The sequence below is a fragment of the Enterobacter asburiae genome (assembly GCF_001521715.1).
GTDB lineage: Bacteria > Pseudomonadota > Gammaproteobacteria > Enterobacterales > Enterobacteriaceae > Enterobacter > Enterobacter asburiae.
Genome location: NZ_CP011863.1, coordinates 2,490,660 through 2,505,065, shown reverse-complemented (window position 1 = coordinate 2,505,065; position 14,406 = coordinate 2,490,660). Strand labels below are relative to the sequence as shown.

General features: G+C 53.5%; 10 protein-coding genes, 2 tRNA genes and 2 pseudogenes. 7 read left to right on the top strand and 7 right to left on the bottom strand.

The window, feature by feature from the left end; all coding sequences use genetic code 11:
• The first annotated feature begins 29 nt into the window (after positions 1-29).
• The gene (gene gltX, locus ACJ69_RS12225) at positions 30-1,445 is read left to right on the top strand and encodes a glutamate--tRNA ligase (RefSeq protein ID WP_029742100.1); all 1,416 of its coding nucleotides are present in this window, start codon (positions 30-32) and stop codon (positions 1,443-1,445) included.
• 51 nt (positions 1,446-1,496) lie between these two features.
• Here gltX and ACJ69_RS12220 read toward each other — a convergent pair whose 3' ends face one another.
• Both ACJ69_RS12220 and ACJ69_RS12215 read right to left on the bottom strand, forming a co-directional pair.
• Entirely contained in the window at positions 1,497-1,880 is a 384-nt protein-coding gene (locus ACJ69_RS12220) for a YfeC-like transcriptional regulator (protein WP_059347114.1), read from the bottom strand.
• Between the two features lies 1 nt (position 1,881).
• Positions 1,882-2,244, bottom strand: coding sequence for a YfeC-like transcriptional regulator (locus ACJ69_RS12215; RefSeq protein WP_029742102.1), 363 nt, complete (start codon positions 2,242-2,244; stop codon positions 1,882-1,884).
• A 217-nt stretch (positions 2,245-2,461) separates the two neighbouring features.
• Between ACJ69_RS12215 and ACJ69_RS12210 the strand changes: the two genes are divergently transcribed.
• The 3 genes and pseudogenes from ACJ69_RS12210 (at position 2,462) to ACJ69_RS12200 (ending at position 5,060) form a co-directional block, all read left to right on the top strand.
• Positions 2,462-2,537: transfer RNA gene (locus ACJ69_RS12210), tRNA-Ala, on the top strand.
• Positions 2,538-2,578: 41 nt separating this feature from the next.
• Positions 2,579-2,654, top strand: a tRNA-Ala gene (locus ACJ69_RS12205).
• 213 nt (positions 2,655-2,867) lie between these two features.
• Positions 2,868-5,060: pseudogene (locus ACJ69_RS12200) on the top strand (EAL domain-containing protein).
• 43 nt (positions 5,061-5,103) lie between these two features.
• Here the strand turns inward: ACJ69_RS12200 and ACJ69_RS12195 are convergent.
• A complete protein-coding gene (locus ACJ69_RS12195; protein WP_008501591.1) occupies positions 5,104-6,291 on the bottom strand; it encodes a NupC/NupG family nucleoside CNT transporter in 1,188 nt (395 codons plus the stop codon).
• 348 nt (positions 6,292-6,639) lie between these two features.
• Between ACJ69_RS12195 and ACJ69_RS12190 the strand changes: the two are divergent.
• Positions 6,640-7,877, top strand: a pseudogene (locus tag ACJ69_RS12190) (Nramp family divalent metal transporter).
• Positions 7,878-7,909: 32 nt separating this feature from the next.
• Here ACJ69_RS12190 and ACJ69_RS12185 read toward each other — a convergent pair.
• Together ACJ69_RS12185 and mgrA are read right to left on the bottom strand one after the other, a co-directional pair.
• On the bottom strand, positions 7,910-8,266 hold the full coding sequence (locus ACJ69_RS12185; RefSeq protein WP_054830070.1) for a DUF2502 domain-containing protein: 357 nt from the start codon (positions 8,264-8,266) through the stop codon (positions 7,910-7,912).
• Positions 8,267-8,393: 127 nt separating this feature from the next.
• Positions 8,394-9,392: an L-glyceraldehyde 3-phosphate reductase gene (gene mgrA / locus ACJ69_RS12180; protein WP_054830073.1), complete on the bottom strand. Its 999-nt coding sequence runs from the start codon at positions 9,390-9,392 to the stop codon at positions 8,394-8,396.
• Between the two features lie 185 nt (positions 9,393-9,577).
• On the opposite strand from mgrA, the gene ipdC reads away from it, so the two are divergent.
• Positions 9,578-11,236 carry an indolepyruvate decarboxylase gene (gene ipdC / locus ACJ69_RS12175; RefSeq protein WP_059347113.1) on the top strand — a complete coding sequence of 553 codons (1,659 nt, stop codon included), beginning with the start codon at positions 9,578-9,580 and terminating at the stop codon, positions 11,234-11,236.
• On the opposite strand, the gene ACJ69_RS12170 is transcribed toward ipdC, so the two are convergent.
• Complete coding sequence (locus tag ACJ69_RS12170; RefSeq protein ID WP_029741361.1) at positions 11,237-12,472, bottom strand: ion channel protein; 1,236 nt, start codon at positions 12,470-12,472, stop codon at positions 11,237-11,239.
• A 205-nt stretch (positions 12,473-12,677) separates the two neighbouring features.
• Between ACJ69_RS12170 and glk the strand changes: the two genes are divergently transcribed.
• Positions 12,678-13,643 (top strand): glucokinase, encoded by a 966-nt coding sequence (gene glk / locus ACJ69_RS12165; protein ID WP_059347112.1) that lies wholly within the window; start codon positions 12,678-12,680, stop codon positions 13,641-13,643.
• A gap of 35 nt (positions 13,644-13,678) precedes the next feature.
• On the opposite strand, the gene ACJ69_RS12160 is transcribed toward glk, so the two are convergent.
• The gene (locus ACJ69_RS12160; protein ID WP_023308712.1) at positions 13,679-14,404 is read right to left on the bottom strand and encodes a LytR/AlgR family response regulator transcription factor; all 726 of its coding nucleotides are present in this window, start codon (positions 14,402-14,404) and stop codon (positions 13,679-13,681) included.
• Positions 14,405-14,406 lie beyond the last annotated feature (2 nt).

The following is a 14,406-nucleotide window of genomic DNA, read 5'->3' as shown; positions in this document are numbered from 1 at the left end:
CCGGCATCTTTATAACGTAAGGCCATTTCATGAAAATCAAAACTCGCTTCGCGCCGAGCCCGACAGGCTATCTGCACGTCGGTGGTGCACGTACCGCTCTCTATTCCTGGCTTTTCGCACGCCACAACAAAGGTGAGTTCGTGCTGCGTATTGAAGACACCGATCTTGAGCGCTCCACGCCAGAAGCAATTGAAGCCATTATGGATGGGATGAACTGGCTGAATCTGGAATGGGATGAAGGTCCTTACTTCCAGACCAAACGCTTTGACCGCTATAACGCTGTCATTGATGAGATGCTGGTCGCGGGCACGGCGTATAAATGCTACTGCTCTAAAGAGCGTCTGGATGAACTGCGTGAAGCGCAGATGGCTAACGGTGAAAAGCCGCGTTATGACGGCCGCTGCCGCCACGACCATAGCGAGCATGCTGCTGATGAGCCTTGCGTGGTGCGTTTTGCTAACCCGCAAGAGGGATCGGTGATCTTTGACGACCAGATCCGTGGCCCAATTGAATTTAGCAACCAGGAGCTGGACGATCTGATCATCCGTCGTACCGACGGTTCTCCAACCTACAATTTCTGCGTTGTGGTTGACGACTGGGATATGGAAATTACCCACGTTGTCCGTGGTGAAGATCATATCAACAATACGCCACGCCAGATTAACATCCTGAAAGCGCTGAACGCCCCTGTGCCTGTCTATGCGCACGTCTCCATGATCAACGGTGACGACGGGAAAAAACTGTCTAAACGTCACGGTGCGGTAAGCGTTATGCAGTATCGCGACGACGGCTATCTGCCGGAAGCGCTGCTGAACTATCTGGTGCGTCTGGGCTGGGCCCACGGTGACCAGGAGATCTTTAGCCGCGAAGAGATGATCGAACTGTTCTCTCTGAGCTCTGTAAGCAAATCAGCGAGCGCATTTAATACCGACAAGCTCCTGTGGCTGAACCATCACTATATCAATACCATGCAGCCTGAATATGTAGCGACGTATCTGCAGTGGCACATTGAGCAGGCAAAGATTGATACCCGCACTGGCCCTGAGCTGGCGGACCTGGTGAAACTCCTCGGCGAGCGCTGCAAAACGCTGAAAGAGATTGCCGAAAGCTGCCGCTACTTCTATGAAGAGTTTGATGAGTTCGACGCGGACGCCGCGAAGAAGCACCTCCGTCCGGTTGCGCGTCAGCCGCTGGAAGTGGTGCGCGACAAGCTGGCGGCCCTTACCGAGTGGACCGCTGAGAATGTGCATCACGCCATTCAGGCGACGGCAGACGAGCTGGAAGTCGGTATGGGTAAAGTCGGTATGCCACTGCGCGTTGCGGTGACCGGGGCGGGTCAGTCTCCGGCGCTGGATGTGACGGTTCACGCGATCGGCAAGTCACGCAGCGTGGCGCGCATTAACAAGGCGCTGGACTTTATCGCTGAACGTGAAAATCAGCAGTAATTAGGCCTCAGATAAAAAACGGCAGGGTAACCTGCCGTTTTTTTATGCCTCTTATTCCGTGAGACCGAGCCGCGTAAGAAAGCCGTGTATGCCTTCGCGTTTCAATAAAGCGTCCAGACGCCTCTGCTCTGGCTGAGTCATACTCTCAAGCGTCTCAATAATGCCCGGAGACAGGTTTGAAGAGGGTTCACTGTATAAAGCGGTGACCTCAGCGAGATGGTAAAACGCCTGACGGTTACGGATCGCCGGGAGACTCATAATATGTTCCTTCACGCGCGCATCAATATGAATGAGCCGCGCGCGACCACCCTTCACGCCGTTGAGGCCTTCGGTTTTCCATCCCTGCTGGCGTATCCAGCGATTAACCGTTTGTCTGGCAACGCCCAAACTCTCCGCCAGCTCTTCCGTGGTCATTTTACTGCGTAGTTTTTTCATATCAGTTCTGATCGCGAATCCCTAAACGTTGCAACAAGCCGGTAATCCCTTCCCGCATTAGCAGCGATGTCATCTGCTTCTGCTCTTCCGGCGTCATTTCATTGGCCAGCGTCAGGAGCAGCGTGTGAAGCGAACTATCATGACTGACGCCTTCTGGCAGTTCGGACGTTTCACTTGCCCGACGTGCGCTGCGGATAAAGTCACGGACTTTTTCGTTCACATGTACCAGGCGAGCTTTCCCGCCCTGGACGCCTGGTTTTGGTGATGTAATCCAACCCTCTTTGCGTACCCATTTATTGATGGTCTGGCGGCTATAGCCAGTGAGGAGGGCTAACTCTTCTGGCGTCATTCGTTCCTTGATCATGCAATTTCCTGAATATCAGTGGGGTTAATTAACGGCTCATTTTATAGCACCGTTTTACGTGAAAACGTGACAGGCTTAACTCCTGGCTGCGAGCAGGCTCGCAAAGTGATTCATTTGCATGATTTTTCGGCGATTGAATGGCTGAGATTGATTTTGCCGTTGACACTCCGCAGCGGAATTCATATTATGCCGCCCGTCAACATGACAGCTTTACGATGGGGCTATAGCTCAGCTGGGAGAGCGCTTGCATGGCATGCAAGAGGTCAGCGGTTCGATCCCGCTTAGCTCCACCAAACTCTGAACCCAACAGAGTGCGGTCAGTAAAGTAACATGTGGGGCTATAGCTCAGCTGGGAGAGCGCTTGCATGGCATGCAAGAGGTCAGCGGTTCGATCCCGCTTAGCTCCACCAAAATTGTAAACCCTCGTCAAAAGACGAGGGTTTTTTTTATGTGTTTGTAACACCCGCCACCCTATTTTGTTATCAAAAAGAAGGTATTTCTGTACCTCACCTCAATCGGCATCAATAAACCAGTCTAAAAATAGACTTGAACTTGATTCGCGCAATTAATAAACATATTATCCATCCGGTCAATAATTCTCTCGGAAAATAACGCCCTGGTTAATGAATAGAAAAACTTACAATAATGTAAAGATATTTATGATTGCCCTGGCTCTGTGCCTGATTTCGGTACCTGTCTCCCGTTATCTCTCTCCCCGCGCAATTGTTAATGGTCACGACGTTTATTTAGCATGGTTACCTTTAAGCGTAATGCTGGCGGTGATTCTGCTATTTGGGCGCAGGGCTATTCTTCCCATTTTGTTAGGTTTTACTGTCACTAATTTATTCTATGTAAATTTAGCGCCGCTACAATATTCAGTATTACTGTTCTGTCAGACCTTTGCGTTGTTCGCGGCGTGCGGCCTTCTGCGTATCATGCTGGGTAAGCGTTGGCGTTACTGCATCCCTAACAAGCACATCGGATTACGGATATTCTGGCTCGGTTTTATGGTGCCGATAGGTATTAAACTGTCGATGTATTTGGCCGGCTATTTGTTTGATTTTCCGGTGACAATTTCGACCTTTTTCGGCGAAGGGACGGTTATTTATAACGTTGTGGATATACAAAGCCTGATATGTGCGGCATTGATTTTTACCATGATGTTCTATTACCCGTTAAGAATGATAATTAATCCTCGTTATGCAATAAATTTCTGACGACGAAGCGTGAAGCCCGTGTTTTTTCACAAGAATTCATTATATATTTTTGTCTGGCTGATGCTTTTAAGTTTCATTCTCGTCATTTTATGTGGTCCTTTTGAATCTCCCGTCATTGCGGGCTATTTGATGCCGCTGATTTTTATTCTTTTTACCTTAGCGATAAGCCGGCTGACCTATGCGCTGATTTCTCTGCTGTGGGCTGTATCTGCGCTCCTGCTGTTGACCTACAACTACAACTTCCTTAACGGGGTGGAATCGGGCCATTCGCTCTCTTTTATTCTGTCCGTGCTTATCTCGTTCGCGATCTGTCTGCTTTACATGTCGCGCATTTATCAGCGCAGCGAGTGGCTTAAGCGGGGCTGGCAGGGGAGGGCGCTCACCGATCCGCTGACCGGATTGCCCAATATTCGTGCGCTGGAGGATTATCTTGAGATTCACCCGGATGCAAAAGTTAGCATTCTGCGTATGGATAACCTGGAATTTTTGAGCCGCCATTATGGGATCCTCATGCGGGTCCATTGCAAACGTACGATCGCCACGTCGCTGCAGCCTCTCCTGCAAAAAGATGAGACGCTCTTCCAGCTCCCCGGAAGCGAGCTTGTGCTGGTATTACTGGGCCCGGGAACCGCTGAGCGCCTCCAGCATATGGTTGATCGACTGAACAGCCGTAAGATTTTCTGGAACAACACCAGGCTGGATATTGAATTTGGCGCGTCATGGGGAATGGTGGAAAACGGCGAAAAGTTGCACCACACGCTGGGGCAACTGAGCTGGCTGGCTGAGCAATCCTGCGGAACAACAAACAACGTGCTTGCGCTCACGAATAGCCTTGAGGCGGCATCAGGGCAGACGACAGAGCGAGTCCTGATGCTGGCGCGGATTAAGCATGCGCTGGAGGTGGGCCAGTTCCATTTATACGCGCAACCGATCCAGAAGGCGGACGGGAGCGGCTACTACGAAATTCTGGCACGTATGGAGAGCGAGGGCGAGATCTTCACTCCTGACCGCTTTATTCCGTTGATTGCCCAGTTCAACCTCAGCCACCGGTTTGATATGTGCGTCATGGAGAAATTACTGCTGTGGCTGCGCGATCACCCTTCAACGCAGGCTGGCGCCCGTTTCTCCGTTAATCTGATGCCGCTCACGCTGATGCAAAAAGAGGTGGCGTCCGAGATTTGTGCGCTCTTTGAACGGTATGGCGTTGCGCCTCAGTCCGTCGTGATTGAGATTACCGAAGAGCAGGCCTTCTCAAATTCAGGCTGCAGCATCCACAATATTCAGCAGCTGCGGGATTACGGTTTCCGGATTGCCATAGATGATTTTGGTACCGGCTACGCCAACTACGAGCGCCTCAGACGCCTGCAGGCAGACATCATTAAAATTGACGGCTGCTTTATTAAAGACATTTGTACTGATGATATGGATGCGATGATCGTGCAGTCGATGTGTAATCTGGCGAAGACGAAATCGCTGTGCGTCGTAGCGGAATACGTCGAAACACCGGCGCAGCGGGAGATGCTGCTTCGTTTCGGCGTGGATTACCTGCAGGGCTACCTGATAGGCAAACCCAAACCGCTGGAAGAATTGCGGGCATAAAAAAACCGGGAGCATGGCTCCCGGTTTTGTTTAACGCTAAACGTCAGAGTACCAGTGCTGCGATAGAAGCAGACAGAACGCTCACCAGCGTAGAGCCGTAAACCAGCTTCAGGCCAAAGCGAGAAACCACGTTGCCCTGTTCTTCGTTCAGACCTTTAATTGCGCCCGCGATAATCCCGATGGACGAGAAGTTCGCGAAGGAAACCAGGAACACGGACAGAATGCCTTCCGCGCGCGGAGAGAGCGTGCTGGCAATTTTCTGCAGATCCATCATCGCAACGAATTCGTTAGAAACCAGTTTGGTTGCCATGATACTGCCCACCTGCAGCGCTTCGTGAGCAGGAACACCCATCACCCATGCAACAGGGTAGAAGATGTAGCCCAGAATACCCTGGAAGGAGATACCCAGCACCGCAGCGAACAGAGCGTTCAGCGCAGAAATCAGCGCAATGAAGCCGATCAGCATGGCGGCAACGATAATCGCCACTTTGAAGCCCGCCAGAATGTACTCACCCAGCATTTCGAAGAAGCTTTGGCCTTCGTGCAGGTTTGACATCTGAATGTTCTCTTCGCTTGCGTCAACGCGGTACGGGTTGATCAGCGACAGAACGATAAAGGTGCTGAACATGTTCAGAACCAGTGCCGCAACAACATACTTTGGCTCCAGCATGGTCATATACGCGCCCACGATAGACATGGACACGGTAGACATTGCGGTTGCCGCCATGGTGTACATGCGGTTGCGGGACATTTTGCCGAGAATATCTTTATACGCGATGAAGTTCTCAGACTGACCGAGGATCAGGGAACTGACGGCGTTGAAGGATTCCAGCTTGCCCATGCCGTTCACTTTGGATAACAGGAAACCAATTCCACGAATAACGAACGGCAGAACGCGGATGTGCTGCAGAATACCGATCAGCGCGGAGATGAAGACGATAGGGCAGAGAACCTTCAGGAAGAAGAACGCCAGACCTTCGTCGTTCATTTTACCGAAGACAAAGTTGGTCCCTTCATTGGCGAATCCGAGCAGTTTTTCGAACATTTCGGAGAAGCCTTTTACGAAGCCGAGACCTACGTTGGAGTTCAGGAAGAACCACGCAAGTAAAACTTCAATGACCAGCAGCTGGACAACATAACGGATACGAATTTTTTTGCGGTCTGTGCTGACCAGCAATGCAAGTGCAGTAACGACAACAAGTGCCAGGACAAAATGAAGGACGCGGTCCATATTTGCTCCAAATATGAGGCAGGTTTAATTTTCGTGCACATTCTATGTAACAAGCGAAAAGAAAACGAGATCGAGGACACACTATAGTTACATCCTGTGACGAGTCTCAAAAATAGTGATCCACAATACATTTTTGTTATGTTAGGTAAATGAGTGAAAAGTTAAGTTTGTGTGCTAGTCTTCACAAAAGCGCGCGCGATTTCAGTTTCTGTTAGATCGCCCCACTTACCCGCCCGTCTATCGTTCAAAGCTATCAGAGAAATCACTGTAAACATCACAAATGATCTTGATAATCATTCTCATTTTGATAGCATTAAACATAGCAAAGGCTATATTTCAGAGGCAGAAATGACAAACAGTCGCGTAGAGGGTAGCAGTGGCAGAGCCGCGCGCAAGTTGCGGTTCGCATTAATGGGACCTGCGTTCATCGCTGCCATTGGCTATATCGATCCAGGTAACTTTGCGACCAATATTCAGGCCGGGGCCAGCTTCGGCTATAAGCTGCTGTGGGTGGTCGTCTGGGCTAACCTGATGGCGATGCTGATTCAGATGCTCTCCGCAAAGCTGGGATTGCCACCGGTAAAAACCTGGCGGAGCAAATTCGCGACCATTATCCGCGTCCGGCCGTCTGGCTCTACTGGGTTCAGGCGGAAATCATCGCCATGGCCACTGATCTCGCTGAATTTATCGGCGCAGCGATCGGCTTTAAGCTGATTCTGGGCGTGTCGCTGTTGCAGGGGGCGGTACTGACCGGGATTGCCACTTTCCTGATCCTGATGCTGCAGCGTCGGGGTCAAAAGCCGCTGGAGAAGGTTATCGGCGGTCTGCTGCTGTTTGTCGCGGCGGCCTATATCGTCGAGCTGATTTTCTCACAGCCGAATCTGGTTCAGCTCGGGAAAGGTATGGCAATCCCAAGCCTGCCAACCTCGGAAGCGGTGTTCCTGGCCGCCGGGGTGTTGGGGGCGACCATCATGCCGCATGTGATTTACCTGCACTCCTCGCTGACTCAGCATCTCCACGGTGGGACTCGCAAAGAGCGTTACTCCGCCACCAAATGGGACGTGGCGATTGCCATGACCATCGCGGGGTTTGTAAATCTGGCGATGATGGCTACCGCTGCTGCCGCTTTCCACTTTAACGGCCACACCGGTATTGCCGATCTCGACCAGGCTTATCTTACGCTGGAGCCCTTACTGAGCCATGCTGCCGCCACGATATTTGGTCTCAGCCTGGTGGCTGCCGGTCTTTCTTCTACGGTGGTGGGCACGCTGGCAGGCCAGGTGGTGATGCAGGGGTTTGTCCGCTTCCATATTCCGCTGTGGGTTCGTCGCTCCGTCACCATGCTCCCGTCATTTATCGTGATCCTGATGGGGCTCGATCCTACGCGAATTCTGGTCATGAGCCAGGTGCTGCTGAGTTTTGGTATCGCGCTGGCGCTGGTGCCGCTGCTGATTTTTACCAGCAACAAAAACCTGATGGGCGAACTGGTCAACTCACCGCTGGTGAAACGGGCCGGATGGGCCATCGTGGTAGTGGTAGTGGCGCTGAACCTGTGGCTGCTGGTTGGCACCGCGTTGGGACTCTAAAAGAAAAAGGAGCCGAGAGGCTCCTTTTTGCATTAATGGTGACCGTGGCCATGACCGTGGCCGCCGCGTCCTCTTCCGCCGCGATCCCAGCCGCCACGATGGTCGTCACGATCGTTCCATCCTTCACGGTAGCCGCGCTCATACGCGTTGTCTTTATACCAGCCGCGGTGTCTGCCGTTATCATGTTTCCACCAGCGGTCTCCGCGCCACTCATAGTGACGGTTCCAGTAGTCACGGTCGCGCCAGTAGCCACCATCCCAGTATCTGCCGTAGTCGTCACGATCGCCAATTTGTAATTTTACTGATGGCAACAGGGTGATTTCGCCCGCATTGGCGATCAGCGGGGCTGAAACCAGTAATACCGCTGCAAGAATCAGTGACCTGAACATACTCTTTCTCCTTCACGATCGGGGCACTTGTGGGGCCTGTTAACGCAATATTACGAGTTGGTAAAGCCTCGTTTCATCGCCTCAACTCCGAATTGCGGAATGAAAGCACTTTTTGCTAAAAGTGATTTTAATTTGAGCTGTTCAGGATCGTATCAATACGGACCAGTTCTTCAGCAGAGAAATGGCGGTTTTGCAGCATCCCCACGGCGTCATCAATCTGAGACGTTTTACTTGCCCCAATCAGCACTGACGTCACGTTCTCATGGCGTAATACCCAGGCCAGCGCCATCTGGGACAACTTCTGACCGCGCTCTTCCGCCATGGCGTTCAGCTTTCTTACCTTCTCCAGCTTCTCTTCGGTGATCTGGTCAGGGTTCAGGAACTGACTGCCGCTTGCCGCGCGTGAGTCTGCCGGAATGCCGTTGAGATAGCGGTTGGTCAATTGTCCACCGGCCAGCGGCGAGAAGGGAATACAGCCAACCCCTTTTTCCTGTAGCACGTCCAGCAGTCCCGCTTCCGGCGCACGCTCAAACAGAGAGTATTTCGGCTGGTGGATCAGGCAGGGCGTACCGAGATAGTCAAGAATATCAAACGCCTTGCGGGCCAGTTCCGCAGGGTAGTTGGATAACCCGACATACAGGGCTTTTCCCTGGCGCACGACATGGTCAAGCGCTTTCATGGTTTCCAGCAGCGGCGTTTGCGGGTCAGGACGGTGATGATAGAAAATATCCACATACTCCAGCCCCATGCGCTTCAGGCTTTGATCGAGGCTTGCCAGCAGATATTTGCGTGACCCCCAGTCGCCGTAAGGGCCATCCCACATGGTATAACCTGCTTTGGTAGAGACGATCAGCTCGTCGCGCCAGGGCAGGAAATCCTCCTGCAAAATACGGCCGAAATTACGTTCGGCCGATCCCGGCGGCGGGCCATAGTTGTTGGCAAGGTCGAAATGCGTAATGCCCAGATCGAACGCGCGCTGTAAAAGTTGACGGCTGTTTTCGATAAGCGTGGTGTCGCCAAAGTTATGCCACAGCCCAAGCGAGATGGCGGGCAACCTGAGTCCGCTTTGCCCGCAGCGACGATACTCCATTGTCCGATAACGATTTTTGTCCGGCTGATAACCCATTCTCATGACCTCTGGCGCTGAAGAAAAAAATCAGTGTATGCGTTTACATTAACGTGAAAAAAAGCAGCATAGCGCAGCCTTTTTTGTAAAGCATTCTTTCCATGCTCTTCTTATCGCCAATTCTGGACAGTCATCACGCTTATTTAATACTCAAGGTGAGGTCAACATTAGAAGGATACCTGTTCATGCGTACCCCATACTGCGTCGCCGATTACCTGCTGGACCGTCTTACAGATTGTGGAGCCGATCATCTGTTTGGCGTGCCGGGCGACTATAACCTGCAGTTTCTCGACCATGTGATAGACAGCCCGGATATCTGTTGGGTGGGCTGTGCCAACGAGTTAAATGCCTCCTATGCCGCGGACGGATACGCCCGATGTAAGGGCTTTGCCGCGCTGCTGACGACATTTGGTGTAGGAGAGTTAAGCGCCATGAACGGCATCGCGGGCAGCTACGCCGAGCACGTTCCGGTACTGCATATTGTAGGCGCGCCGGGCACTGCGTCACAGCAAAGAGGAGAGTTGCTGCACCATACGCTGGGCGACGGTGAGTTTCGTCATTTTTACCATATGAGCGAACCGATCACCGTTGCACAGGCGATCCTGACTGAACAAAACGCCTGCTATGAGATTGACCGGGTATTAACTACCATGCTCCGGGAGCGTCGCCCAGGCTATCTGATGTTGCCTGCGGATGTGGCAAAAAAAGCCGCCACGCCTCCTGTAAACGCTCTCACTTTCAGGCACACGCATGCCGATAGCGCCTGCCTGAAAGCGTTCCGGGACGCCGCTGAGAACAGGCTGGCCATGAGCAAGCGTACGGCGCTGCTGGCCGATTTCCTTGTCCTGCGCCATGGCCTGAAGCATGCCCTACAGAAATGGGTCAAGGACGTGCCGATGGCACACGCCACTATGCTGATGGGTAAAGGCATATTTGACGAGCGTCACGCCGGGTTTTACGGCACGTATAGCGGTTCGGCAAGCGCCGGTGCGGTAAAAGAGGCGATTGAAGGGGCTGACACGGTGCTGTGCATCGGGACGCGATTTACCGATACCCTGACCGCTGGCTTCACGCATCAGTTAACCCCGTCACAAACAATTGAAGTTCAGCCTCATGCCTCACGCGTCGGTGACGTCTGGTTTACCGGCATCCCCATGCTTCAGGCGATCGAAACGCTGGTGGAGCTGTGTAAACAGCACGTGCACGATACGCCGGTACCGTCGTCTCAAAGCGCGATGGCATATCCGCAGCCTGATGGCTCGCTGACGCAGGATAATTTCTGGAAAACGTTGCAGACGTTTATCCGCCCGGGAGACATCATCCTTGCGGATCAGGGCACCTCGGCCTTCGGCGCGATCGACCTTCGTCTTCCGGCTGATGTGAATTTTATCGTCCAGCCGCTGTGGGGATCGATCGGCTACACCCTGGCCGCAGCGTTTGGCGCGCAAACCGCCTGCCCAAACCGGCGCGTGATTGTGCTGACGGGGGATGGCGCGGCGCAGCTCACCATACAGGAGCTTGGCTCGATGCTGCGGGATAAACAACACCCGATCATTCTGGTCCTTAACAACGAAGGGTACACGGTGGAAAGAGCGATCCACGGGCCGGAACAGCGATATAACGATATTGCGCTATGGAACTGGACGCAAATCCCGCAGGCCCTGAGCCTTGATCCTCAGGCCCAGAGCTGGCGAGTCAGTGAAGCGGAGGAACTGGCGGACGTACTGGAAAAAGTCGCGCACCACGAGCGGCTCTCGCTGATTGAGGTGATGCTGCCGAAGGCCGATATCCCGCCGCTGCTGGGGGCGATTACTAAAGCGCTGGAAGCGCGCAATAGCGCCTGATTACTTGTCGTTTCGCCAGGCCATCATCATCGGTTTGCCCGCCAGCAGGAGCCAGGCGGGCAACATCACGATACAGAGCAGGGGGAAAAGCGTCGAATCGGGTACCACTACCGCCGCCATAAACAGGCTGAGCCAGGCGTCGCGTGTGACCACCAGAACCAGCCCCAGAATAGAGCAGGAGACGGTAATGGCCGCAGGCACCGCATCGACGTGTTCGTGCAGCATCAGCCCCAGCGCTACGCCGACAAAGACCACCGGGAAAATGCGTCCTCCGCGGAAACCGCAGGCTGCAGCCACCACCAGCGCGGCCAGCTTAATCAAGGCAAACAGCAGATAGTCGGAGACGCTAAACACCTGGCTGAAGGCCAGCTGCTGCATCTCGTCCAGACCTTTGAACAACGTCACCGTCCCGCCGATTGCCCCTAAAATACCTAGGATCAAACCACCAGCCCCCAGAACTAACACCGGGTGTTTAAGTTTATGCATCAGCCGGTGCAGGCGAGGAAGACACCATACCGCCACCATTCCCAGCGCGATGGCGATCGCGACGACGATGGCACCGCTGAAAATATCGGCTATCTGCATTTGGCCGTAGTGGGGGAGGGAGAGTGAGAAGTGGGGATGGAAAAACAGGCTGGTCGTCAGCGCGCCAGCGGCTGCTGCCATCAGCGGGGCAAACAGCTTATCCCACAGCGGGACGTCGTTATTGCTGCTGAGCGTCTGAGAAAAGATCAGTGCGGCAGCGACGGGCGTGCCGAAAAGCGCCCCGATGGTGCCTGCGGAGGCGAGGATGGTCCAGTCCAGCGCGCCGACGCGGGGCAAAATGCGTGAACCGAGGAAAACCGCCAGGCCAATATTCACCGCCATTATCGGATGCTCCGGCCCCAGGCTGACGCCGCCGGCCAGACCGATAATCAACGCAATGAGCAGCCCGGGCAGTGCCGAAGGGGGAACCGGGGCGCCAATCAGCGGTTCCTGCGCCGGATCGGGGCCGGCATGGCCGGGACTGAAACGGATCACCAGGCCTACCGCAATACCGGTCAACGTCAGCATCACAATGATCCAGGCAGGAGAATCAGCGCTGACCCCCAGTTTTGTCGGAAGCGCCGTCCATAACATGGCTTGTAGCACCGACGCGACTTTCATCACGACAATGAGCACCAGACTTGAGGCCACGCCAATAATTAGCGCCGGAATTGCCAGCAACAGCATGGTTCTGGCTCGCGGGTGGAGCATGATGATTTCCTTGTACAAAACGGTATTACGTTACTTTGCACATTAAGCTTTATGGCAATAGTGCAAAAGGTGCTGAAACGGTAAAGTTATTCTGTGACGAAGATCGATAATCCATGGGCATTCACCTTATGGCCGTTGTTGTTATCACGCCTTGAATTTACAGTGTCCCAAAGATTTATTCTGACTTTAGCGGAGCAGTAGAAGAATGACAAAGTATGCTTTGGTAGGTGATGTGGGCGGCACGAACGCGCGCCTCGCATTGTGCGATGTTAGTAGCGGTGAGATTTCCCGGGCGAAAACCTATTCCGGGCTGGATTATCCAAGCCTTGAAGCCGTTGTCCGCGTCTATCTGGAAGAGCATCAGGTGAGCGTTGAAGACGGCTGCATCGCGATAGCCTGCCCGATAACCGGCGACTGGGTCGCAATGACCAACCATACCTGGGCATTCTCCATCGCCGAGATGAAAAAAAACCTCGATTTTTCGCACCTTGAAATCATCAATGACTTCACCGCGGTGTCTATGGCGATCCCAATGCTGAAGCCAGAGCATCTGATCCAGTTTGGCGGCGCTGAACCGGTCGAAGGCAAGCCGATTGCGGTTTACGGGGCCGGTACCGGCCTCGGCGTGTCGCATCTTGTGCATGTTGCTCAGCGCTGGGTAAGCCTGCCGGGTGAAGGCGGCCACGTAGACTTTGCGCCTAACAGCGAAGAAGAGGGCATTATCCTCGAAGAGTTACGCGCTGAGATCGGCCACGTCTCCGCCGAGCGCGTTCTTTCAGGTCCGGGACTGGTGAATCTGTACCGCGCAATTGTGAAATCAGACGGTCGTCTGCCGGAAAACCTGCAGCCAAAAGACGTCACCGAACGCGCGCTGGCGGACAGCTGCATTGACTGCCGTCGTGCCCTGTCGCTGTTTTGCGTGATCATGGGACGTTTCGGCGGCAACCTGGCGCTGACGCTGGGCACCTTCGGTGGGGTCTATATTGCGGGCGGGATCGTACCGCGCTTCCTCGACTTTTTTAAAGCCTCGGGCTTCCGCGGCGGGTTTGAAGATAAAGGGCGTTTCAGAAGCTACGTGCAGGACATTCCGGTTTATCTGATCGTGCATGACAATCCAGGGCTGCTGGGTTCCGGGGCCCATCTGCGTCAGGTTCTCGGTCAAATCCTCTGACGAAGAGCCCTCTCCCGCAGGAGAGGGCGTTTTCTTTACAGGTGCATCAGCTGACGAAACTCTTTCACCTTGCTGCGGCTTACCGGCACCTGAAAATCCAGATCCTTCAGACGCAAAATGTAGGTGTTGTTAAACCAGGGTTCGATCTCGCGGATCTTATTTAAATTCACGCAAAACGACCGGTGGCAGCGGAAAAAGTGGGCAGCCGGGAGCTTGCTGCAGAATTCGGTAATGTTCATCGCCATCACGTACGATTCCCGCCGGGTATAGACAAACGTCATCTTTTCGTGCGCTTCGGCGTAGTAGATATCGTTGACCGGGGTCACGATGATGCGCTCGTCTTTGACCAGATTTATGGTGTCGTTTTCGCGTACCGTCGGGCTGGCAGGGGCGGTTTGCTGCTGCCAGGCGGCCTCCAGCTTTTGCAGCATGCTGACAATCCGCGACTCCTGATAAGGCTTAAGAATATAGTCAAACGCCTCCAGCTCGAAGGCCTCTACGGCGTGCTCTTTCCAGGCGGTAACGAACACAATAAACGGCTTATGGGCAAACTGATTGATGTTTTGCGCCAGCAATACGCCATCCAGCGACGGGATATTGATATCCAGGAAAATCGCATCGACCCGGTTATGCTGCAAAAATTTCAGCACGTCCAGACCATCATCAAATGTACCCACAATCTCCATCTGGCTGTGGGTTTTGATAAGCCAGGTGAGCTCCTGTTGAGCCAGGAATTCATCTTCTACGATGATAACTTTCATGG